We start from the raw sequence: 24,473 nt of genomic DNA on the forward strand, positions 1-24,473 counted from the left end.
ATCTTTTAATATCTTATTTTATGACTCATAGGTTGGATAACCCCTCACCATCGCACACTTGGGCATACCCCCAAAGTTGTGACGATCCTTGAAACTTGAAAGAATTTATAGGAGGCATGCTTTTTTTGTACAGTTTTAGCCACATGGCTCACCCCACTTATGACATGCAAGCAAGTGATTGGGATTGATTTAACATGAGAGAAATTTGCAACGAGAGCATTTTATGGTATTCAGAGTTCTCATTCAATGTCAATAACGCTATATTATCATTATAAATTAATATGTTGCATGAATATAGGATGGACGTATATATCGCTTAAACTTTCGATAGCTTTCGAAAGAAGTGCTTTTTTATTTGTACGCAATAATCTGTTTTTTAGCAATCTTATATAAAAACAAATGCATGATCGGAAGGGATAGTTTTCTTCTCAAACATATAAAGCTTTAGAAATAGATTCTATTGAGTGATCGTTTTAATTTTTATACAATCCCTCTCTTGTTCCATTAAAGCTAAAAAATATTTCTCATCTTCAACTCATTGGATAATATATTAATTTATAATAAGTGTTTATTGTTTTGCAATTTCAATGAAAAACTCTGAATATCATGAGCCTCTCTCATCTTAAATCTTTTCATAATCAATCAAATTTTTTCTCTTCCCCGTGAACAAACAGAGCTGATGGGCAGATAAAATCGTTTAAGAAATACATCAAACACTTCATCCTTTTTCAGGTGCCAAGGGCTGTTGTAATGTTGGCAGCTGATAAAGAAAATGATGCTGCCTTTTATTTAAGATACTCTGTGATTTTTATATAGTTCGCAAAAGCTTTTACATTATATAGCTTGCAGAGATCATCATATAATTTGCGGAAATCGTCGATGAGTATGACACAGATTGAGAAATGTATCTTTTATAAAAAAGCGCAGCAATATGTAACATTATAAGAGGTTTCTTTAAAACATTTACATGCAAAGTATAATCCCATAAAAGGATAAAAGGTATAACGTACAATAGTTGCGTAAGTTTTACTATTCAAAAATATTACCGTGGGTGTTTTTGAACATTGTAAAGATCAACTTAAAAATAATAGTAAAGATGAGAGCTGGTTTTTGTTTTTACCTCTTCATGTCATCGGCTCAATGAAGGTGGACTTCCTATTTTAGAGATTAGGTAAACAAATAAATACTCTTGCTCCCATTTGGTATACCAAAAGAAAAAACAGCTTATAGAGCCTCATTATCTCCATACTAAAAAACTCAAAAATGAAAGCTCTATAAGCAAAAATTCCATGCAATAAGAAGTATAACTAATTATTTTTTTCAATTGCTTTATTTTTTTTACGCCATTGTGAAGGTTGTAATTCAGCAACAATGATCCCAATCAGAATAAGTAGGCCACCCAATAAAGCTAGGGGGGATAAACGCTCTCCAGCCAAACGCCCAACGATACCAGCCCATACCGGTTCACCTGCATAAATAAGCGTTGCACGCGTAGGAGAAATAGATTTTTGTGCCCAGTTCATAGCCAATTGAATGATAGCACTCATTAATGCCAATCCGATACCAATACTAAACCATATCCAAGAAAATTCAGGAATACTTTCACCCATAAAAGGCATGCAAGCAAATGAAAAAAAACCACTAAAAAATAACTGGATAATCGTTACACGCCGACTATCAACCTTGTTGGCAAAAATACCGATAAGTATGACTTCTCCAGCAATTGCTAAAGCCCCTAACAAAGTCAAAATTTCCCCTTTTGAAAAATCAAAACTTCCTGGCTTCTGGCCTGAAACAAGTACAAGCCCAATAAAAGAAAAAACAATACCAACCCAACAAGCAAAACGGGGAGGTTTTTTAAAAACAATCCATTGCAAGATTGGAACCATCGGAACATAAAGTGCTGTAATAAACGCTGATTGACTACTAATAATCGTTTGAAGACCAGCCGCTTGAAGAGCATAACCAAAAAACATGGCTAAACCAATCGCCATCCCCGCAAAAACTTCATAAACAGTTACACCTTTTATAGAGCGCCAAAAAATTGCCCCACATATCAGAGATGCAACAATAAAACGAAATCCAACAAAAAACAGAGGACCGCTATAGCGTACCGCAATGTGGATGACTAAAAATGTAATGCCCCATAATATTGTCGCAGCAAATATGGCCAATTCTGGCTTGCTTAATAAAGGATATTTAAACTGTTTTATATTTGTCATGAAAGACCTTCTCCTCCAATTTTCCGCACAATTTATGAAACAATAAGCGTTCCAACTCCCTGCTCGGTAAATAATTCTAGTAAAACAGAATGAGGCGTTTTTCCATTTAAAATGACAACACCTTCCACACCATTTTGGAGGGCTTTTACACAAGTCTCTACTTTTGGAATCATGCCCCCTGAAATTGTTCCATTTTTAATAAGTTTCTCAGCTTCAGAAACTGTTAATTCTTTTAAAAGTTTACCCTCTTTATCCAAAACACCAGGAACATCCGTGAGAAATAAAAGACGTTTGGCCTCTAGTGCACCAGCAATAGCCCCAGCAAAAATATCAGCATTAATATTATAGGTTTTACCATCGCGTCCTGGAGCCACAGGAGCAAGAACTGGTATCATTTCAGAACTGGCTAAAAGATCCAACAATGTACGATCAACTTCAACTGGTTCACCAACAAATCCTAAATCTAAAACACGTTCAATATGCGAATCAGGATCCATAACAGTTCTATAAGCCTTTTCAGCAAAAACCATATTGCCATCTTTGCCACACAATCCGATTGCCCATTCACCTTCCGCATTGATGAGAGCAACAATTTCCTTATTGATGGAACCGGCTAAAACCATTTCAACCACTTCAACGATCCGCTCATCGGTTACCCGTAAACCGTTTTCAAATCGTGATTCAATCCCCATTTTCATTAAAATTTCAGCAATCTGCGGCCCACCCCCATGAACAACAACAGGATTAATCCCCGATTGTTTTAATAGAGCAATATCACGCGCAAAGGCCTGCCCCAAAGCAAGGTCACCCATTGCATGACCGCCATATTTCACCACGACCGTTTCATTTTCATATTTTTGCATATAAGGTAAAGCAGACGATAAAAATGCCGCTTGTTTTTCTAAAACATCTACAGCATCGTTTTTAGTATCATCCATTAACAGAGTCTCCTCATCACTTTTTACTTTACTATCTCTTAATGAAATTTAGGAAAAGTGAAAACAATAAAACAAAGCTTTACTCTATCCATCCCCCTGAAGATCGTCAATTTTCTTTTAAATTATGAAAAAGAATTAACAGAGAAAAAATAAGCACAAAAAATGCTCTTGTTTGATGATCTTATATATAAAATTAAACAGCAAAATTTTAAAACTACGCTGTACATTCAACTTATTAGTTTAACCTCGAAGATACTTAACAATGAATAAGAATATATACAACCGTTGATTTTGTAAGATAAAAATGAATAACCTATCACCACAATAAGAAGGAACAAAGCTTCGCACTGTCACCTTATCAGAGCAATTGTTTAGATAAGAACCATAAAGTTATACAATGATTACTTTATGTTAACTGTCTTCATAATCATTAAAATTATGCGGAAATTCGAATGAAAAAAGTTTCTCTGGCTTATCTATACAAACGTATTCTTAAAAGGATTCTAAAGCATTTTATTAAAACTTTGCGATACAAGTAAAATTGCTCCTTATATTGCATCAATTACTATATTGCATCAATTACTGTCTTAATCCGACAAAGTTAATCCATAAAAGAAACAATATAAAAGAGGCATAATGCCTCTATAATATCTTGTTAAGAGAATATTATCGTATTTTGTAAATTTATTGCGAATCATTTCGATTGATATCTTTGTAGGTTTTATACAATTTCTCATGTTTATACTTCAATTCTTGAAGTTTTTTCCGCATAGCAATACATGCTTAACTTATTGAATAAATTTTAGAAGTTGCAATATTTTTAATATGCATTTTAATTATATTACTTTTTATTATCTAGATAAAAATATTTTATGACATCAAAAATACAAAGCAAAAGCCGCAATCTAAAAAGCAATAATAACCATCAAGAGCTGCGATGAGAAATATCAAGGGTATTCCAATAAAATAACCTGTATTTTAAGGAAAGCATTGGCTCAAACTATACAAAATATCAGCTATAAAATTGATCATAAAAGGTTATCTTCTTTGAAAAAAATAGATTTCCAATAGCTGCGTTGCTTGGTCAGAAGCTGCCTTTTTACAGTTTTTATAAGGCTTTAAAAAAGGCATGTTGCGTAAAAAACTCTGTATGCATCAGGCAGTTATTATAACATTGGAAATATTATCAGTTACTCAATTACATATCTTATACGGATAAGTCCTTTTTCAAATGTCACAGACACTCAAAAATAAGACTTATCCATAAAACTTGTAAAATGTAAAAAACGATCAGCGGCGGCAGAAACTTACCCTAAATTAATCGTTTCTCTCTTTTCTTTTCCAGCCCAAATAATGTTTTTCAAAGATGATGAGACAATAGAAAGTTTAATAACAATAAGCTTCCAAATGCGTTTTATAGTTTGTTCTGGAAACAACTCACATCTTTTAACCAGAAATATTTTCAAAAAATTCTTTCATACGAGAAAAAAAACCATGGGACTGCGGTGAATTCTCATGACTTGAGAGCTTTTCAAATTGTTGCAACAATTCACGTTGCTCTTGCGTAAGTTTCTGCGGTGTCTCAATTGTGATATGAATATAGAGGTCACCTCTTGCTTGCTGACGACGCAACATGGGCATACCTTTGCCTTTAAGGCGGAATTGGCGTCCATTTTGTGTCCCTTCCGGGATCTTAACCCGTGCTTTAACACCATCAAGGTCGGAAACTTCAAACTCTCCTCCTAAAGCCGCTGTTACCATTGAAATAGGAACGCGACAGTGCAGATCTGCTCCTTCTCGTTGAAAAAATTCATGCGGTTTAACGGAAAGGAAAATATAAAGATCGCCACTGGGACCACCACGAACACCAGCATCCCCCTCCCCAGAAAGACGAATACGCGTTCCATCTTCAATACCAGCAGGAATATTTACGCTCAATGAACGTTTTTTCTCTATGCGTCGTGTCCCCTGACATTTGGGGCATGGATCCGTAATCGTTTCCCCACGTCCATGACATGAAGGACATGTTCGCTCAATAGAAAAGAAACCTTGTGCAGCACGTACACGACCGGATCCATGACATGTTCCACAAACTTGCGGACTAGAGCCTTTTCTCGATCCAGAGCCTTCACAAACATCGCACGTGACGGAACTGGGAATATTAATTTCTGCCGTTTTTCCTGAAAATGCCTCTTCTAAAGTCACTTCCATATTATAACTCAGGTCTGCACCACGTTCGCGACCATCGCCACGCTTACGGTGTGCACCTCCCATCATCTCACCAAAAAAGTCTTCAAAAATATCAGCAAATCCACCACCCGCGGCAAAACCGCTAAAGGGATTGGCTCCCCCTTGACCACCGCCATTTTCAAAGGCCGCATGACCAAACCGATCATAAGCAGCACGCTTTTGAGGATCTTTCAGAACTTCATAGGCTTCACCAATTTCTTTGAATTTTCGCTCTGCCTCTTTATCCCCGGCGTTGCGATCAGGATGATATTGCATTGCCAACTTACGAAAAGCAGACTTTAATTTTTTATCATCACATTCGCGAGTTACGCCAAGAACTTCATAATAATCAACCTTCATCATGTATTCCTGATAATTTTTCTGTCATCCATCTTTATGGATCACATTGCTTTTAATTTATATTTTTAGCAACAAAGTTGCAACTTTTCTCAAATAATAAAGCCCAGCCTTATATTTCAAAGGCTGGGTTTATAAATTAATCAATACATATGCTGATACTATTTCTTCTTATCATTAACTTCTTCAAAATCAGCATCGACAACATCATCATTCTTTGTCTCTGTTTCAGTGTCTGCGCTCGCTGCTTGTGAAGCTTCATACATAGCCTGTCCAAGCTTCATACTGACTTCAGCTAATTTTTGCATTTTTGTTGTTACTTCTTCCGTATCACTGCCTTCAAGCGCAGATTTCAAATCAGATATTGCTGTTTCAATCTGTTCCTTTTCTTCAGCTGATACTTTATCACCATATTCATTAAGTGACTTTTCAGTTGAATGAATAAGAGCTTCCGCTTGATTTCTGGCTTCAACACCTTCACGGCGTTTTTTATCCTCAGCTGCATGCTCTTCTGCATCCTGTACCATTTTTTCAATATCAGCATCACTTAAACCACCTGATGCTTGGATACGAATTTGATGCTCTTTACCCGTTCCCTTATCTTTAGCCGAAACATTAACAATACCATTCGCATCAATATCAAAAGTAACTTCAATTTGAGGTATCCCACGCGGTGCTGGAGGAATCCCAACAAGATCAAATTGAGCCAATAACTTATTATCACTTGCCATTTCCCGCTCACCTTGGAAAACACGGATCGTTACAGCACTCTGGTTATCATCAGCCGTTGAAAAAACTTGCGATTTTTTCGTTGGGATAGTGGTATTGCGCTCAATGAGACGTGTGAAAACGCCTCCCAACGTTTCAATTCCCAAGGATAAAGGTGTTACATCTAACAACAACACGTCTTTGACATCACCTTGTAAGACACCCCCTTGGATGGCAGCACCCATTGCAACCACTTCATCAGGATTAACGCCTTTGTGTGGATCCTTGCCAAAGAAGCTCTGCACAACTTGCTGAATCTTGGGCATCCGTGTCATACCCCCCACTAAAACAACTTCGTCAATCTCACCAGCCTTTAATCCAGCATCTTTCAACGCAGCTTTACAAGGCTCAATGGTACGTTGCACTAAATCATCAACGAGAGATTCAAATTTTGCCCGAGTCAATTTCATTGTTAAGTGCTTGGGACCGGATTGATCTGCCGTGATAAATGGTAAATTGATTTCTGTTTGCTGTGATGAAGAAAGCTCAATCTTTGCTTTTTCTGCCGCTTCTTTTAAGCGCTGTAGAGCGAGTTTATCATTCTTCAGATCAATTCCCTGCTCTTTTTTAAATTCATCGGTAAAATATCCAACCAGGCGCATATCAAAGTCTTCACCCCCTAAGAACGTATCTCCATTGGTTGATTTAACTTCAAAAACGCCATCTCCAATTTCAAGGACTGAAATATCAAATGTACCACCACCAAGGTCGTAAACAGCAATCGTTTTTCCGTCCTTTTTATCCAAACCATATGCTAATGCAGCAGCTGTCGGCTCATTAATAATCCGTAAAACTTCAAGACCAGCAATTTTACCCGCATCTTTAGTCGCTTGACGTTGTGCATCATTAAAATAAGCAGGAACCGTAATAACGGCTTGCTCAACTTTTTCACCAAGATAAGATTCAGCCGTTTCCTTCATTTTTTGCAAAATCATCGCTGAAATTTGCGATGGAGAATATTTCTTACCTGCTTCTTCGACCCATGCATCGCCATTGTCACCTTTAACAATTTTATAAGGTACAAGTGCTTTATCTTTTTCAACCATAGGGTCATCAAAACGACGCCCTATCAAGCGTTTCACTGCAAAAACTGTCCCTTCAGGATTTGTTACTGCCTGACGTTTAGCAGGCTGTCCAACAAGTCGCTCTCCCCCATCAGTAAAGGCAACAACGGAAGGTGTTGTTCGCGCTCCTTCTGAGTTTTCAATAACCTTTGCGTTTTTGCCATCCATAACAGCCACACAAGAGTTCGTTGTCCCCAAATCAATACCAATTACTTTTGCCATATTATAATCTCCATTCAGCAAGCTACCTCAACCTTCATAAAGCATCTTTTTAAGATAGCTCCTCATAAAACTTAAAGCCCGTATCTTGCTTTAAGTAACATAAAAATAATCATAAACCGCAAGTCGCAACAAGCCTTGCTGCCTCGTATATAAGAACAGGCTTTTATTGCTACAAGAGAACAATGAGAGAAACATCTCCAAAATAAAAAATTTCTTTTAAAATAGTCGCTCTAATGACTCATAAATACCATGATTTATGAAAGAGTTGCCATTATAATATATTTTTCTTGCAATTCTCAACGAATATATCTGTCCATAAAAATAAAAAGAGTAATTTTATACGCATTCTTGATCTCTCATAATTAATAAGGGATATTCACCTTAATAAGGGATATTCACGTAAAACCTTTTTTAAAATATCGTTTAAAAGTGTATCATTGATATCATAGACATTTTAAAACGCCACGAGACTAAAATAACCGCCATATCTTATGAAGCATTTTTTTAAAGTCTCGTTTATGGTGTTAAATGGTGCTTTTCTTAACGCTCATATTCGTAAAGGTACTATCTATCGATCTTCTTTCAAAAAAAATTCTCTAATAGCCTCATTGTTCATTGCTATTTGAAAGCTGTGCTTTAAACTTACCGAAAGAGCTTTTTTCTTAACTGTAATTCTGAAATTTGAAGATATATAACAATCCCTCTTTATAAACACTTTAAAAATGTAAAAAGCTGCCATAATGTTTAAGAGTTGATCAAGTGTATGATTGTTCTATTTTATATCTTTATTAAGTAAAACAGTGATGCACCATAGATCCTTATACCATTGATGAATATGATGGGAAATGAAAATGGAAATATTGAGAGACTTTTTGGTGTTATAAACCTTACTTTCGCCTTTAAAATTCAAGAACTCTATGATTTCTATTCTTAGATTAAAATCAATTTTATTTTCGTAATTCTTTCTTTTATTTTAAACAAAAACTCTGCTAAAACAAAAAAGATATTCAAAGTATGAATCTTATGAAGGAGGGTGAACAATGATGACATCTATTATTAAAAAAATAAAAAATATCATTTTCAAAAATACAATACATGCACAATATCCGTGCAAAAAGGTTATCACAAATATCTTATGTGCTCTTCTTTTTGCCGTTATAACTCTGCCGGCGGAAGCTCAACAATATAAACTTGGCGATATAGAAATTCTCAACCCTTGGACACGGGAAACACCTAGAGGTGCGAAAGTTGGTAGCGGTTATCTATACATTATTAATCACAGTGATACTCCAGACCGCTTGGTTTCTATTTCCACAAGCGGTGTAAAAACAACAGAGATTCACTCTATGGCTGTTGTGAATGATATTATGAAAATGGAAAAGATGCACAATGGCGTTGAAATTCCTGGAAATGGCGAAATCACGCTTAAGCCTGGCGGTAATCATATTATGTTTATGGGACTTTCAAAACCATTCAAGCGAGGTGATAAAATTAGTGCAAAACTAACATTTGAGAACGCAGGAACCATTAATGTTGATTTCTCTGTAAACGCTATGAAAACAACCTCACCTTCTAAATCTACTCATGCTCACTAAGTTCTTTTTATTATAAACACACATTTTATAAAATGAAGAAGCGTGAATTTTTTTACGCTTCTTCATTTTGTTAATGCCATAACATAAGCAAAAAATTATTCTTTGTGAGATACTAAATGTTAAATGCGATCAATTTCAGGAATACGCAAAACTTGTCCAGGATAAATTTTATCAGGAGACTGTAGCATTGGTTTATTAGCTTCAAAAATAAGTGTGTTTTTATCACCTTGCCCTTTTCCATAAACCTCTTCAGCAATTTTCCAAAGGTTATCACCAGATTTAACCTCATAAAGGCGAGAAGTTTTTCCAAGCGTCGTATCGATAACCTTTAACTGCTCAACATCCACAGAAGAAATACCTTGTGAATTGCCAACAACCAGAAGTGCTTTTTCAAATGTTTCCCTATCTGGAACCTCACCGCTTAAAATAGCTTTACCTTCTTCAACTTGAATATTGACTTTTTCTGTATTGAGTTGAAAATGATCAAATGCGGCCTTAAAGTCTTTTTCTTTTGGTTCATGGTTCCCCATACCCAACTTTTCCCCTACAGTTTTAATAAAATTAAAAAATCCCATTATGGCCTCCTTTTGTGTAGCAGAAACAAATTTTTGTGCATATATTGCCACATTCTTGTCTTTGCTCTTAAAACACATAGGCGGATTTTCTAAACTTCAATAATCAAAACCAAACCTGTTCAATTATGAGACAAAGACAATAATAAACTTTGTAATAAACATTAACAAAAAAAGCTTTTATGAAAATTTTCTCTCAAACGAAGGGATCTTAATAGACATAGAAACGTTACAAATTATGAAAGCAAAACAAGATTTTACAGGAATGACAAAAGGGTTTTTACTTTGCTACAGTTTGTATCATATTTGTTTTGCAAAAAAAAGGTGAACTCCCATATAAATAGGTGTGGGTAATTTGCTACCGCAGCAATAGAAAGGTCTAAGAAACCATGAAAGATACACCAACAATCACGCAAACGATTGTACTTGTTGATGATGATCGCAATATTTTGACATCTTTATCTTTTGCGCTTGAGACAGAAGGATATCGGGTTGAGAGCTATACAGATGGAGCATCTGCACTTAAAGGTCTCACACTTCACCCCCCACATTTAGCTATTTTTGATATTAAAATGCCCCGAATGGATGGGATGGAGCTTTTGCGTCGTTTGCGTCAAAAATCTGATCTTCCAGTTATTTTTCTCACCTCTAAAGATGATGAAATTGATGAATTATTTGGTCTCAAAATGGGGGCTGATGATTTTATTACAAAACCTTTCTCCCAACGTCTTCTCATTGAGCGTGTGAAAGCTATTTTGCGCCGTTCTAATGCACGCAACCAACCACTTGCGACAGGAACTTCTTCTACCTCTTCTCTCAAGCGCGGAGATCTTGTAATGGATCAAGAACGTCATACCTGTACATGGAAAGATAAACCTGTTATTTTAACCGTTACAGAATTTTTGATTCTGCAAACTTTAGCACAAAGACCAGGCGTTGTAAAAAGTCGTGATGCTTTAATGGATGCAGCCTATAGTGATCAAGTCTACGTAGATGATCGCACCATTGATAGTCACATTAAACGTTTGCGTAAAAAATTTAAACAAGTGGATGATGATTTTGCAATGATTGAAACACTTTATGGTGTAGGTTATCGTTTTCACGAGGTATAAAACTGCTTTGTCGCAAAAATTTGAATGGCAATCAAATCAATGACAGACAATTCTCAACTGAAAACTCTACAAAAAAAAACCCCTAATGGTATATTTTCAGCGCCATTTCTTATGTTTTCTCATTTGCATCTTCGAACACAACGACTCTTCAGGCAATTGCTTTTTTCCAGTCTCACACGCCGCATTGTTATATTAAACATTGCTGCTCTTGCCATTCTGGTTACAGGCATTTTATACCTTAACCAATTTCGCGATGGTTTAATTGAAGCAAAAATTAAAAGTTTATGTACCCAAGGAAAAATTATCGCGGGAGCTATTGCTGCCTCTGCAACAGTAGATACAAATTCTATTCTTATTGACCCCCAAAAACTCTTAGAGTTACAGACTGGTGAAAGCGTCACTCCCGCCCCCCAATCAACTGACTCTTGGGATTTTCCCATTAACCCTGAACAAGTTGCTCCTCTTTTACGACGTCTCATCACACCTAAAACGACAAGAGCACGTATCTATGATCGTGATGCTACTTTACTTCTTGATTCGCGTGTTCTTTATTCTAGTGGAGAAGTTTTTAGCTATGATTTACCCCCACTTAAAACAGAACAAAACATGTGGGATCGCCTGACGTCATGGTATTCAAACACATTCTATGACAAAGGTATTGCTCTTGACAGAGAACAAGCAAAAACCAGTGGTATTGCTTATCCAGAAGTATACCGAGCATTAAACGGCTCTCTTGCTACGGCGAAAAGACGCAACAGACAAGGCCAACTCATTGTATCTGTGGCCGTTCCTGTTCAACGCTATCGCGCAGTGGTTGGTGCCCTTCTTCTTTCAACTACCGGCTCCGATATTGATAACATTGTAAAGGCCGAAAGACTGGTTATATTTAAAGTCTTTGCCGTTGTAGGCAGCGTACTTTTAGTTCTTTCGCTCTTTTTAGCCCATACGATTGCCCATCCATTAAGTAAATTATCTGCTTCTGCTAACCGAGTGCGTAACGGTAATAATCAGCGTGTAGAAATCCCCGATTTTTCAATGCGTGAAGATGAAATTGGTCATCTCTCAACCTCTATTCGTGACATGACAAATGCCCTTTATATGCGTATTGAAGCTATTGAACGCTTTGCTGCTGATGTAAGCCACGAATTAAAAAATCCCCTTACCTCTCTTCGTAGTGCTGTTGAAACCCTCCCTCTGGCTAAAAATGAAGAAGCACAAGAGAAATTGCTTGAAATTATTCAACATGATGTACGCCGTCTTGATCGGTTGATTACGGATATTTCTGATGCCTCGCGGCTCGATGCAGAGCTGGCACGAGAAACTGCAGAGATCGTTGATATGACACCGCTTTTGGAAAGCCTTGTTCATGCTATTCAGGAAATATACCGTAATACGCAAACCATTGATGTAAGCCTTAATATTATGCCACGTCCTCATGGAAAAGCCTATCTTGTGTTGGGACATGAACTCCGTTTAGGACAAGTTATTTCAAATCTTCTTGAAAATGCACGTTCCTTTATTCCTCGTAATCGTGGTAAAATTTGTATTACTATGAAAAGTCATGCTTCAACTCTTATTTTAACCATTGAAGACAATGGCCCTGGCATTCGTTCAGAAAATATTGAACGTATTTTTGAGCGTTTTTATACAGATCGACCAAACGAAGATGCTTTTGGACAAAACTCTGGGCTTGGCCTGTCTATTAGTCGACAAATCATCGAAGCCCATAATGGAACAATTACAGCCGAAAATATTATTGATCCGGCACTTGGAAAATATAAAACTGGTGCACGTTTTATTATTATGCTTCCCCTCGTAAATAAATCTTTTATTCAAAGTAAAAGATATGAAAACAAAATATGAAATGATCCACGCAAATTGCCTTCAACTAGGTGGAAAAGGGCTGTTAATTATCGGTCCATCGGGATCAGGGAAATCAACCATCACTCTTTCTTTGCTCGACCGCGCTGAGTGGTCAAAACGTGAAGCAAAACTTATCAGTGATGATTATACAATGCTGTGTGCGGAAAATGGAAAACTTCACGGATACACACCTGAAAATTTGGAGGGTGGCATTGAAATTCGTGGCGCTGGTCTTTATACGGTGGAATTTCAAAAACATACAATCATCGATTGTGCTATTCTTCTCGGTCCTGAATATGAGCGGTTTTCCACAAATAAAACTTTTCAATTTGAAAATTTGCACATTCCTCTTTTAAAACTTCCCTCTCTTCGTGAGGCCGACTGTACAGCCATTTGTCAGGCTATTGAAGCATTTTTATTTAGAAAAATATGGCGTAAAACTGTCTAAATTTTTTCTAAAGATAAAAAAATCACAGTTTTTGCCTTTTTTTTGCAAATTTTTCTTGGCAGCAAGATAAAGCCTTGTACAATATCTTTCCCACCGATATGGTTGGATCTTATGAGTTAACAGGAGTTTGCGTAAATGATTGGACTCGTGCTTGTAACGCACGGTGAGCTGGCTGTTGAATTTTTACATGCCGTGGAACATGTTGTTGGAACACAAGAAAAGTTCGCAACAATATGCGTTTATCCTGATGACGATATAGAACAGCGCCGTGGTGATGTTATAGCCGCAGTGACCGATACAAATACAGATCATGGTGTCATCATATTAACAGACGTGTTTGGTGGAACACCATCAAATATAGCTATTCCTGCTATTGAAAAAGGGCGCGTTGAAATGATTGCAGGCGTTAATTTGCCCATGCTTATTAAGCTGATTTCGATTCGCAAATGCCCTGATATCTCATTATCAGATGCGTTAAGAATAGCACAAGAAGCAGGGCGTAAATATATTAATGTACCAAGTATGACTTTATAGCGGATGATAAAATACTGATGCTTTCCAAAGATACCCTCCCCTCTCCAATAAGCCGTCATTTCAATATTTGTAATAAACGTGGGTTGCACGCAAGGGCTTCTGCAAAATTTGTACAAACTGTTGACAATTTTAACGCCACTGTTGAAGTTGAAAAGGATGGGAAAATAGTTGGCGGCTCATCTATTATGGGGCTTATGATGCTCGCCGCTTCGTCCGGTTGTAACCTCACTGTTCGTGTTTGTGGACCAGAAGCAACAGATGCTCTTAATGCTCTTGAAAAGCTCATCAATAGTAACTTTGGAGAAGAAAACTAGCGCCTTGCTTATCATAAAAAAGAATAATAATCCTTAGAGAATAAAAAACTTCCATAATTATCTTGAATTTTTATTGCCTTTTCCACTTTTATGTTAATATTCATATCAACTGTAGGTTGGTGTAATTATTATGAATGTAACGGCTTATCATAATTAAATTATGCAGCTTTTTTCTTTCTTAATATTATTTGATCAATCTAAATCGTTGTTGCGTATTATGGCTGTTACCCAACTTCATCGTACGATTTACATCTTTACAAAAAAGAGAATTCTTAATTGTACTGAATATGTGTGCTTTTAAATGAAAAAAATATCAAGATAATTTCACAAATCAGAAATCAATCAACTTTCCTTATCTTCTGATAACTTTGTAGCTTTTCATAATACAAAAATAATTTTCAACTGCCTATCATTGTGATGCATATCATGAAAATGCAATTCTTATCGATATTACAACTATCTTCTTTAAAAAATAAGCTTTGTACGTTCATAATTGTGGTAAGCATTTTTTAGACATTCTTTTTCACAACTATTGCCTTATCTTCTATGACACGCTTCGCTTTCAATTTATCTGTCATTGTACAGCATCTTTTCGTTATAAGGAGATAATATTATGGATCGTCTATTTAGTGCTCTTCAAATTCCTCAACAAACAACACAACAACTGATATCGTTGCAAAATGGCTTACCAAATGCGCAATGGATTAATCCGCAAAATTTTCATGTCACTTTGTCTTTTTTCGGTGAAGTTGAAAATGATACAGAAACTGCACTTATGCATGCCTTTGATACAATAAATCTCCCTCCTTTTATGCTACAAATGAGGGGTTTTGATGTTTTTGGTTCGGAAAATACGCCACATTCTCTTGTTATTCGCATCGAACCTTGTGACGCTCTCAATCTTTTACACGAGAAAATGCAATGTATTCGCAGTCATTTAGGTCTAACGCCTGATGAAAAGAAATTTATTCCACATATTACCCTTGCGCGGCTGCTCGATATTAAACCTGAAGACCTTCCTCCTTATCTATCCTCTCGGGGTGATTTTTCATTTTCTCCTTTTAAGGTCGATCACTTTGTTTTATTTGCATCGCCATCTCCCTCAAGTGATGCTAGGTATCTTGTCAAAGGAAGTTGGGTGCTTCAAAGATAAAAGGGTGTTTGTAACACCCTTTAAAGCTTTTTGAGAAAAGACCCCATACATGCAAAATTGCAAAGAATGTGCATTTTACGTTGGAGGCTTATTATTGATGTGAAGCCGTATCAGTTTCAACAGAAGCGTCTTTTTTTCCTCCTTTGGCCACACCTACTATAGCTGGACGTAAAACCCTTTCTCCGATAATATAACCGGCCTGAACTACTTGTTGAACAGTGTTATCGGGAACATCGGCATTAGGAATTTCAAACATCGCTTGATGAAAGTGAGGATCAAACTTTTGTCCATCTGGGTGAATTTTCTGCACCCCATGACGTTCTAATGCTGCCATCATGGCACGTTCAGTCATTTCAACACCTTCTGCCAATGATTTCAAACCAGCATCACTTTCCCGTGCACCTTCTGGAATTGCTTCCAAAGCACGATTGAGATTGTCAGAAACAGATAACATATCCCGTGCAAAATTAGCAATGGAATAGGCCCTCGCATCTGCGACATCACGCGCCGTGCGACGTCGAAGATTTTCCATATCTGCAGCAAGACGCAAAAGCTGATCTTTCAGCTCTTTATTTTCATTCTGCAAAGATGCTAAAGGATCAATCTCATTACTTTCTTCTTCAACGTCTTCATGTGCTTCTGTTTTATGTGTTTTTAAAAGTTCATCTGCTGCTTGTTTAAGTGTATTACGATCAGCTGGATTTTTTAAATCACAATTTTCAAATGAAGCGTCAGTAAATTTGTTTTTTTCATCAGACATAAAAATTCTATTCCTTCATAAGATTTGTTATTCTCGATATCGAAATTTTACAGACAAAAATCAAGGGGTATTGATGTATATTAATATAATGAGCTTTTATAGTACAAATACTTAAACTGCATCATTTTAACGTAATAACTGTGACACAAGCTGAGCTGTATAATCAACCATGGGAACAATCCTTGCATAATTAAGCCGTGTAGGACCAATAACGCCTAAAGCACCAATGACTCTTTGTTGTGAATCACGATAAGGTGCCACGACTAAAGAAGAACCAGAAAGTGAAAACAGTTTATTTTCTGAACCAATAAAAATTCGTACCCCTGAACCCGCATCCGTTAAATCGAGAAGTTGTGCCATACTCTCACGTGTTTCAAGATCATCAAATAAATGGCGTAATCGTTCTAAATCTTCTTCTGCTTTCACATCTTCAAGCAAATTACTGCGTCCACGAACAATGAGGTGTATTTTATGATCCGCCCCTTCTCCTCCCCAAAGAGCTAATCCTGTTTCAACAAGATGATGCGATAAATCATCAAGTGCAGCTCGTGTTTCTGCGCATAAACGAGCAATTTCCCCTTTAGCTTCATTCAATGTACGTCCTTGAATATGCGCATTAAGAAAATTCGTTGCTTCTGTCAATTGCGCATGAGTAACCCCTTCTGGCAAATGAACAATCCGATTTTCAACTTCACCTTGTTGAGTTACTAAAACAGCAAGAGCATGCTCTCTATCAAGGCGCACAAATTCAATATGTTTTAATGTTCCTTCTTGTTTTGTTGCAAGAACAAGTCCTGCCCCACGTGAAAGATCGGAAAGAACGCGACTTGCTTGAACAAGAAAATGTTCAACCGATTGCGCATGACCTGCCTCTTTGACTTGCATCTCAATATTTTCCCGCTCCTCATTTGGCAAATCACCCGCTTCCATAAATGCATCAACAAAAAAGCGTAAACCCGATTGTGTTGGCATCCGCCCCGCAGAAACATGCGGTGCATAAATCAAACCAAGATGTTCAAGATCACTCATCACATTGCGAATCGTTGCAGGGGATAGTGTTTGTTGCAAAAGTCGCGAAAGATTGCGTGACCCTACAGGTTCACCATCATTAAGATAGGCTTCAACAATATGGCGAAAAATATCACGCGAACGCTCATCAAGATATTTAAATTCATTATCAATAGGTTTGTGCTTCATCACAATTGTTTCACTACTTTTAAAAACACTCTTCTCTTATATAATTTTTGCCAAGCTTTGGTCAAATAGTCTAAAGTAGTATAAGTATAAAAATATATTATTTTATTGAGCCGTAAAATACCATCTTTTAGAATGATGATATAAGGCATATAAATATATAAATTATGCGTGAGGTGTTTTTTAGAATGTGTGATTGGGTATTTAAGAGAGGGATTGATCTTTTTTAAGGACTTGCTAAGGGAATCTGAGTTGTTTACAAACTACTGGGAGTAGAAAATTAGATTTCTTCCATAAAGAGGCTCTCATAAAAATAAAGGTTTTTATAAAAAAGAGCGTCTCTCGTGTCTTTTTAATTTATTTGAATAAAATATTATAAAGCATGTAAAAAAAATCTTATCATGTAAAATCGAGCAGAGCGTGTATCATAAGAATTTTTAAGCTGATTTTTAGTATAACAGTAGTTCCCTTTTCACTTTTGGAGAAATCTATATGAGAAGTATAGAAGATAAAAAACTTGTCATTGCTACACATAATGCCGGCAAATTACATGAAATCACTAATTTGGTTGCGCCTTTCGGTTTAATAATACAATCGGCAAAAGAGCTCTGCTTGCCAGAACCAAAAGAAACGGGAACAACATTTGAAGAAAATGCTTATATTAAAGCTTTTTCAGCAGCAAAAAAGACAGGACTGCCCGCTCTTTCTGATGATTCAGGCTTAGAGGTGGATGCATTGGATGGTGCACCAGGCGTTTATACAGCTGATTGGGCGATTCAAACTGACGGTACACGTAATTTTCCAAAAGCGATGCAAAAAATAGAAGATGAACTCCAAAAAGTCGGAGCGCGAGAAAAAAGTCAACGAAAATGCCGTTTTATATCTGTCATTTGCATTGCATGGCCTGATAACCATGCAGATTATTTCCGTGGATGCGTTGAAGGAACATTCATTTGGCCTCCACGAGGAGACAAAGGTTTTGGTTTTGATCCTATTTTTTTACCAGATGGATATGAGAATACCTTCGGAGAAATGTCAACAGAGCAAAAACACGGCTGGCAACACAATGACATTCCCCCTCTTTCACATCGCGCACGAGCTTTTAAACTTTTGGCAGAAAACCTTCTGGCAGTCTCATGAACGAACCTTTTGGCATTTACATTCATTGGCCATTTTGTACAGCTAAATGTCCCTATTGTGACTTTAATTCACATGTTCGCATCCATGGTGTTGATCAACCACGTTTTGTCACCGCCTTTGAACGCGAAATAGAAACGCAATACCACAAAATAGGTCCACGCCATATTACCAGTATTTTTATTGGTGGGGGAACCCCCTCTCTTATGGAGCCGCAAACTGTTGATGCCCTCTTGCAGGCACTTGCAAGGAAATGGATACTTGATGATAAAGTTGAAATTACATTAGAAGCTAATCCATCCAGTGTGGAAGCAGAGCGCTTTCGTGGATACCGTGCTGCGGGTGTTAATCGCTTATCTTTAGGGATACAAGCGCTCAATGATAAAGCATTGCGCAAACTTGGCCGACTCCATAATGTGGAACAAGCTCTTTGTGCCATTGCTTTAGCACGGAAAATTTTTCCACGTTTATCCTTTGATCTCATTTATGCTCGACCCGAACAAACCCTTGAACAATGGAAATCTGAACTTATACAAGCCATTGATTTGGCAGCAGACCATCTTTCCCTTTATCAATTGACGATCGAAGAAGGAACCGCCTTTAAACGACTTCATGACGCAGGGAGGCTTAGCCTTCCTCCATCGGAACTCGCAGCAGATATGTATCAGCTTACCCAAGAAATAACAGCTTTGTATGGACTTCCTGCCTATGAAATCTCAAACCATGCCATGCCTGGTGCTGAATCAGCACACAACCTTCTTTATTGGCGTTATCATCAATATGCAGGCTTTGGTCCAGGAGCACACGGGCGTTTCATTGAGAACATACCAAATCCTTCTTCCGCCTTTTCAAAAACACCTTTATCACACCTTGAAAACCATGAACGTTATGTCACAATCAATGAAAAGCATCCTGAACAGTGGCTTGAATTGGTCGAAAAAACAGGGCATGGCTGTATTGAAACAGAACGATTAACTCTTGAGCAACAAGCAAATGAAATGCTCCTTATGGGGTTGCGCCTTTGTGAAGGCTTAGAACTTACACGCTACGAAACCTTAAGCCCAAAACGCATCCCAATGGAAAAACTTATCGATTTACAACACCAAGAACTGGTAGAAATGGTGGACAACCAACGCTTAAAAGCAACAACCAAAGGACGTATTGTTCTTGATCACATTATCAGCCAACTTGCAAACTAAAGTTTTTTATAACAACATATTAATTTTAATCATAATTATTATTTTTAACAGCAAAAATTAGACCAAAATATCGTAAGGTTTTCTTATTTTAAAACTGTTCATAGTACATTAATTACAACCATTCACTGACTGCTTAAAAGTGATGAAATATTTGTATGAAAACTATAAAAAAGCATAAAAAGAGTGATATCCTATAGATTTTATTACACTATTTTCATAAGCACCATTGGCTATAATAAATAAGGACGAGTATTCTTAACGCAATCAGATCTGTAAACGATCCTGTTTTTTTTAAACAAGTTTCTCTTAGTTTTCCACTCATATGCTTCACAAAACTGAAGACTTTACGAATAAAATTCCAGCTTTAGAATGCTCATCACATACGCTAAAATCCGTTAATACAGTAAGTCTCACCTTATATTGCCACATCTCAAATGGCAATGTTTTGCGGCAACAAAAGAGTCTTATGGCAAAACAAGATAAAGATATTGTTGGACTAAATAATTATTTCTCTATGCAAAAAAATCAACAATAAAACGCTCATAAATAACTGTGAGCGTTTCCACTGCATCAAGAGCGACACATTCATCTATCATATGCATCGTTTGTCCTGGTAAGCCGAATTCAACCACGGGACAATAATCCTTAATAAAGCGTGCATCTGAAGTTCCACCAGACGTGGAACATTCTGGCATATGCCCTGTTACACTTTTAATAGCATTGGATAAAATTTGAATAAGTTTATCATTTTTGGTCAAAAAAACATCCCCCAAACTTGGAATCCATTCAAGTTGATAAGAAGGATATTGATCACTGTTATTTTTTGATTGCACCAGAACAAGACGCTTTTCAATTTCCTCCATCAGTGTTTCTTTTGTCCAAAGATCATTATAGCGTATATTAAAACGAACTGTTGTCTGCGCGGGAATAACATTAACCGCCACATTACCAGTATCGATAGTTGTTAGCTCTAAATTACTGGGTTGAAAATTCTCTGTCCCTTGATCTAAAGCCGTTCGTGTCAATGCTTGAATAAGCTTACTTGCCAAAGGCAAAGGATTTGCAGCCCGTTCTGGAAAAGCAACATGACCTTGGCGCCCCCTCACAGTAATGATACCAGAAAGCGATCCGCGGCGTCCAATTTTGATCACATCACCAACAGTCTTTACGCTTGTTGGTTCTCCCACAAGAGCTGCAGTCCACTTTTCGCCTTTTTCTTCTGCCCATTTGAGAAGTTTTACCGTACCGTTAAGTGCAGGGCCTTCTTCATCACCGGTAATCAAAAGGCTTATCGTTCCTTTAATGGATTGTTTTTTAAGAACGCGCGCGAGAGCCGCAATAAAACAAGCAATACCGCCTTTCATATCCACAGCACCCCGCCCATACAACTTCCCCTGATTTATAACAGCTTCAAAAGGTGGATAGGTCCAATCTTCCAATGCCCCTGGTGGTACAACATCTGTATGCCCTGCAAACATAAGATGCGGTCCTTCTTTTCCCATTTTTGCATAAAGATTTTCAACATTATCTGCATTTTTATCCGTAAAAATAGGGCGTTCGACATGAAATCCCATTTTGTTCAAAAATTGTTCCAAAGTCGATAAAGCCCCTGCTTCATGAGGCGTAACAGAAGGACAACGAATAAGAGCCTGTAATAGCTGAAGTGGATCTGTAAGAACAGACATAAAAACCCCTTCCCATTTGTCATAAATCATCTAGACTTAAGGTTATTACGCTGAATAACAAAAAAGATAAAGAAAAAACATTGAAGACACTCAGCAAACCAAGCAGGGGAGGACAATCGTGCTGAGAGCTTCAATGGCTTCCTCATCATGCATAACGAAGCACACACACAACGAAATACTCAACAAAAAGTTCCGTCAAATATTGCTTTCATTTGAAAGTTTTTTACGCCTCTAATTTATAGGAATCAAAGTTAATGGCGTGTAGTCTATGCGCATTTTCTTTCAACCAAGCACGATACGTTTTACTATCAGGACATAGTTTTTCACAAAGAGCCCAAAACCTTGGTCCGTGATTCATTTCAACAAGATGAGCAACTTCATGAGCGACAACATATTCAACAACTTCTTTTGGAGCCATAATAAGGCGCCAAGAAAAAGAAAGACGCTTATCGATGGAACAAGAACCCCAACGACTTCTCGTATCTTTATAACAAATGGACTTGACTTTACGTTCTACCTGATGAGCATAATGTGCTACCAAAGGTGTTATAAAAAGCGCTGCTTGTTTTTTTAAAACGTCAGCAATGCGTCTTGGGAGATATTCTAATTGACCATAAACAATAATTTTAGGCCCTTGCTCCGCATCCGCTGTAACAATTTCTGTGACCCCACGTCCTTGTTCATGCTTTATGATATGGGAAACCCCCAATAAAGGAATTGTTGACCCCACTTTGAGATAAGCATCTTCATGAGAGACTTGTATACGAGCAAGACGTGCCTCAATCCAAGTCCGATTTTTTTCAATAAAATTTTGAACTGTACAGAGATTTACTGCTGGTGGCGTTGTTACACAAATCTCTTGACACCTAGCATCAACACGTAATGTAAGACGGCGCGCCTGTTTATTTTCCCGCACTCGTAAAGGGATAGCGCGATCAGAAAAAATGAAATGCTTTTCAGAAATGCTCATATATTTATCTTCATCATCAATAAATATCCCCCTATTTTGTATTAATCTGATTAATAAAAGATCTCAAGGCTGTTTCAAGACAATCTAAATCTTGTGGACGAGAAAAACGATGATCCGCATCACGAACAAGCGTTAATGTTACATCATGGAGCGGTAAATGATCAAGTAAAGTCAATGTATGTTGATAGGGGATCTCTTTATCTTCCATCCCTTGCAGTATATGGATCGGACAACCAGCATCAATACATCCTTTCATGATACAATTTTCACGTCCATCTTCAATCAACTTTTTTGTAAAGGGCATTGGCTCCTCATCTCCAACAGCAGGACGTTCAATATAGCCTTTTTCTTCCAAAACTTTCCATTCTTCAGGGCCTAATTCTGGTTCCACCAATGTTTGTGTAAAATCAGGCGCTGGAGCAATCAATATCATACCAGCAAGCTTCTTGCCTTTCTGCGCTAGCATCATAGCAAGCTTTAGAGCAATCCACCCACCCATAGAGGAAGCAATTAAAATTTGCGGTCCTTCACAATACGTTTCAAAAATTGCTAAACTTTCGCTTACCCAACGTGAAATTGTGCCTTGAAAAAAGTCACCTTCAGATTCTCCATGGCCAGAGTAATCAAAGCGTAAACAAGATAAATCATTCTTTTGAGCAAACTGATCAATCAAAGTTGCCTTACTTCCCAACATATCAGATTGATAGCCATGAAGCCAAACCAAACCTGGAGAGGAGCATCCCTTGCGATAGCGTACTGCAAGAGCGGTGTCCTCAAACGAAAAAAACTGACAAGGAATATTTTGATTCATGATTCTTATCCTCCGTAAAACAATTTTCTTAAATTTAAGAAAAAACTTTTATAATCTAAATCACTTAAAAAAGTAACAAATCAAATAATGAAAAAGGCACGAATTATAGTTGTTTTTATGTGCATAATTGTATATGAAATTAACTGTAGTTGAATCAAAATTAAGGAGCGTAAACCATTCGTAGACCGTTTAAAATGACACCTACCCAAAAAGACGGACCACGTTCAAATCAGGATATTCGGGTACCTTATGTTCAGCTTATCAATGATGAAGGACAACATCAGGGAGTTGTTGCTATACAAGAAGCTCTTGCTATGGCCGCGGACGCAGGGCTTGATTTGGTTGAAATTGTACCAAATGCGGAACCGCCCGTATGTAAAATCGTTGATTTGGGCAAATTAAAATATCAAACCCAAAAAAAAGCTGCTGAAACACGTAAAAAGCAAAAAGTCATTGAAATCAAAGAGATTAAGATGCGCCCAAATGTTGATGTCCATGATTATGGAGTCAAACTCAAGGCTGTTCATCGCTTTATTGATCATGGTGACAAAGTAAAGATTACTTTGCGTTTTCGTGGTCGTGAGATGGCTCACCAAGATCTTGGATTAAAGCTTCTTCAGCGTGTGAAAGAAGATACAAGTGAAATCGCCAAAATCGAATTAGAGCCAAAGCTTGAAGGCCGGCAAATGATGATGGTGATAGCACCTAAATAATTTCTATTGGAATAATATTTGTGTGCAAATCGTCAAAATGAGCGTATGGCTATCATTTAGAAGCACTACATAGGATTTTCTGTAGTGCTTCTGGGATTTTTTATAAATCTGTATAGATCCTTTTTGAGAATTGAATAATATTTTCTCGATTGGTAAAAAAATTCGTTATTTTGCATTATTGACTGTAAATCAATATCCAATCCCCATACAGTCATGTGTTTTAGATAAAATTAGGTCATATCAGTGCTGTACGGACCGTCCAAGCTTTTATATGCCAAACGTAAGCAAGGGGGGAGCGTCTTTGTTTGTATAATCTCTGAAACAGGCAAACAACCTAATTTTGGTCAAAGATGAAGTTTTAAGGACAGAAAGCCGTTATCATCTTTACCATTATTTTTTTATTCAACTTCACGGATTGCAACAGTATTTAAAGCAATACCCTTTAAACTATAGAGATTACACATCACTTCGTGTTTTTATTTCTAATGTTCTGTAATGCAGTTACGAGCCTTGCGTAAAACAGAACACCATGGCATTGCATATTCACAGTCTTGTTTTAAAGAAACATTTCTCAACGCTCGTCACATTTATTTCGCAATGTTTCACGTGAATC

General features: G+C 37.2%; 20 protein-coding genes. 10 read left to right on the forward strand and 10 right to left on the reverse strand.

Annotation, left to right across the window (positions count from 1 at the left end; all coding sequences use genetic code 11):
- Positions 1-1,307: 1,307 nt before the first annotated feature.
- The 4 genes from AC6ER8_RS00075 to dnaK form a co-directional block, all read right to left on the reverse strand.
- Positions 1,308-2,222: a DMT family transporter gene (locus tag AC6ER8_RS00075; RefSeq protein WP_497078303.1), complete on the reverse strand. Its 915-nt coding sequence runs from the start codon at positions 2,220-2,222 to the stop codon at positions 1,308-1,310.
- Between the two features lie 32 nt (positions 2,223-2,254).
- The gene (gene argB / locus AC6ER8_RS00080; protein ID WP_497078305.1) at positions 2,255-3,160 is read right to left on the reverse strand and encodes an acetylglutamate kinase; all 906 of its coding nucleotides are present in this window, start codon (positions 3,158-3,160) and stop codon (positions 2,255-2,257) included.
- A 1,446-nt stretch (positions 3,161-4,606) separates the two neighbouring features.
- Entirely contained in the window at positions 4,607-5,749 is a 1,143-nt protein-coding gene (gene dnaJ / locus AC6ER8_RS00085; protein ID WP_497079678.1) for a molecular chaperone DnaJ, read from the reverse strand.
- A gap of 158 nt (positions 5,750-5,907) precedes the next feature.
- Entirely contained in the window at positions 5,908-7,800 is a 1,893-nt protein-coding gene (gene dnaK, locus AC6ER8_RS00090) for a molecular chaperone DnaK (RefSeq protein WP_497078306.1), read from the reverse strand.
- Positions 7,801-8,840: 1,040 nt separating this feature from the next.
- Here dnaK and AC6ER8_RS00095 point away from each other — a divergent pair.
- The gene (locus AC6ER8_RS00095) at positions 8,841-9,395 is read left to right on the forward strand and encodes a copper chaperone PCu(A)C (protein WP_497078308.1); all 555 of its coding nucleotides are present in this window, start codon (positions 8,841-8,843) and stop codon (positions 9,393-9,395) included.
- 119 nt (positions 9,396-9,514) lie between these two features.
- Here the strand turns inward: AC6ER8_RS00095 and lysM are convergent, their stop codons facing one another.
- Positions 9,515-9,970, reverse strand: coding sequence for a peptidoglycan-binding protein LysM (gene lysM / locus AC6ER8_RS00100; protein ID WP_497078310.1), 456 nt, complete (start codon positions 9,968-9,970; stop codon positions 9,515-9,517).
- Positions 9,971-10,356: 386 nt separating this feature from the next.
- On the opposite strand from lysM, the gene AC6ER8_RS00105 reads away from it, so the two are divergent.
- From AC6ER8_RS00105 to thpR, 6 genes are all read left to right on the forward strand, one after another.
- Positions 10,357-11,079 (forward strand): response regulator transcription factor, encoded by a 723-nt coding sequence (locus AC6ER8_RS00105; RefSeq protein WP_375622009.1) that lies wholly within the window; start codon positions 10,357-10,359, stop codon positions 11,077-11,079.
- A 39-nt stretch (positions 11,080-11,118) separates the two neighbouring features.
- Entirely contained in the window at positions 11,119-12,942 is a 1,824-nt protein-coding gene (locus AC6ER8_RS00110; protein ID WP_497079680.1) for a sensor histidine kinase, read from the forward strand.
- Positions 12,926-13,390: an HPr kinase/phosphatase C-terminal domain-containing protein gene (locus tag AC6ER8_RS00115; RefSeq protein ID WP_497078312.1), complete on the forward strand. Its 465-nt coding sequence runs from the start codon at positions 12,926-12,928 to the stop codon at positions 13,388-13,390. The genes AC6ER8_RS00110 and AC6ER8_RS00115 overlap by 17 nt, the downstream gene beginning before the upstream one ends.
- Positions 13,391-13,525: 135 nt before the next feature.
- The gene (locus AC6ER8_RS00120) at positions 13,526-13,924 is read left to right on the forward strand and encodes a PTS sugar transporter subunit IIA (RefSeq protein WP_497078314.1); all 399 of its coding nucleotides are present in this window, start codon (positions 13,526-13,528) and stop codon (positions 13,922-13,924) included.
- A 17-nt stretch (positions 13,925-13,941) separates the two neighbouring features.
- Positions 13,942-14,238, forward strand: a complete 297-nt coding sequence (locus tag AC6ER8_RS00125; protein ID WP_497078316.1) for an HPr family phosphocarrier protein — start codon at positions 13,942-13,944, stop codon at positions 14,236-14,238.
- 613 nt (positions 14,239-14,851) lie between these two features.
- Entirely contained in the window at positions 14,852-15,391 is a 540-nt protein-coding gene (thpR, locus tag AC6ER8_RS00130) for an RNA 2',3'-cyclic phosphodiesterase (protein WP_497078318.1), read from the forward strand.
- 91 nt (positions 15,392-15,482) lie between these two features.
- Here the strand turns inward: thpR and grpE are convergent, their stop codons facing one another.
- A complete protein-coding gene (gene grpE / locus AC6ER8_RS00135; protein ID WP_497078320.1) occupies positions 15,483-16,151 on the reverse strand; it encodes a nucleotide exchange factor GrpE in 669 nt (222 codons plus the stop codon).
- Positions 16,152-16,277: 126 nt separating this feature from the next.
- Positions 16,278-17,348, reverse strand: a complete 1,071-nt coding sequence (gene hrcA, locus AC6ER8_RS00140) for a heat-inducible transcriptional repressor HrcA (protein WP_497078322.1) — start codon at positions 17,346-17,348, stop codon at positions 16,278-16,280.
- A gap of 489 nt (positions 17,349-17,837) precedes the next feature.
- On the opposite strand from hrcA, the gene rdgB reads away from it, so the two are divergent.
- Together rdgB and hemW are read left to right on the forward strand one after the other, a co-directional pair.
- Positions 17,838-18,485, forward strand: a complete 648-nt coding sequence (rdgB, locus tag AC6ER8_RS00145; protein ID WP_497078324.1) for an RdgB/HAM1 family non-canonical purine NTP pyrophosphatase — start codon at positions 17,838-17,840, stop codon at positions 18,483-18,485.
- The gene (gene hemW / locus AC6ER8_RS00150; protein WP_497078326.1) at positions 18,482-19,681 is read left to right on the forward strand and encodes a radical SAM family heme chaperone HemW; all 1,200 of its coding nucleotides are present in this window, start codon (positions 18,482-18,484) and stop codon (positions 19,679-19,681) included. The genes rdgB and hemW overlap by 4 nt, the downstream gene beginning before the upstream one ends.
- Before the next feature lie 512 nt (positions 19,682-20,193).
- Here the strand turns inward: hemW and dapE are convergent.
- The 3 genes from dapE to AC6ER8_RS00165 all read right to left on the reverse strand — a co-directional run bounded on the left by dapE (position 20,194) and on the right by AC6ER8_RS00165 (position 23,147).
- Positions 20,194-21,366 (reverse strand): succinyl-diaminopimelate desuccinylase, encoded by a 1,173-nt coding sequence (dapE, locus tag AC6ER8_RS00155; RefSeq protein WP_497078328.1) that lies wholly within the window; start codon positions 21,364-21,366, stop codon positions 20,194-20,196.
- A gap of 223 nt (positions 21,367-21,589) precedes the next feature.
- Positions 21,590-22,336, reverse strand: coding sequence for a M48 family metallopeptidase (locus AC6ER8_RS00160; RefSeq protein WP_497078330.1), 747 nt, complete (start codon positions 22,334-22,336; stop codon positions 21,590-21,592).
- Positions 22,337-22,367: 31 nt separating this feature from the next.
- The gene (locus AC6ER8_RS00165) at positions 22,368-23,147 is read right to left on the reverse strand and encodes an alpha/beta hydrolase (RefSeq protein WP_497078331.1); all 780 of its coding nucleotides are present in this window, start codon (positions 23,145-23,147) and stop codon (positions 22,368-22,370) included.
- 194 nt (positions 23,148-23,341) lie between these two features.
- On the opposite strand from AC6ER8_RS00165, the gene infC reads away from it, so the two are divergent.
- A complete protein-coding gene (gene infC, locus AC6ER8_RS00170) occupies positions 23,342-23,860 on the forward strand; it encodes a translation initiation factor IF-3 (protein WP_497078333.1) in 519 nt (172 codons plus the stop codon).
- Positions 23,861-24,473: the final 613 nt, after the last annotated feature.

The organism is Bartonella sp. SL320 (assembly GCF_059687635.1).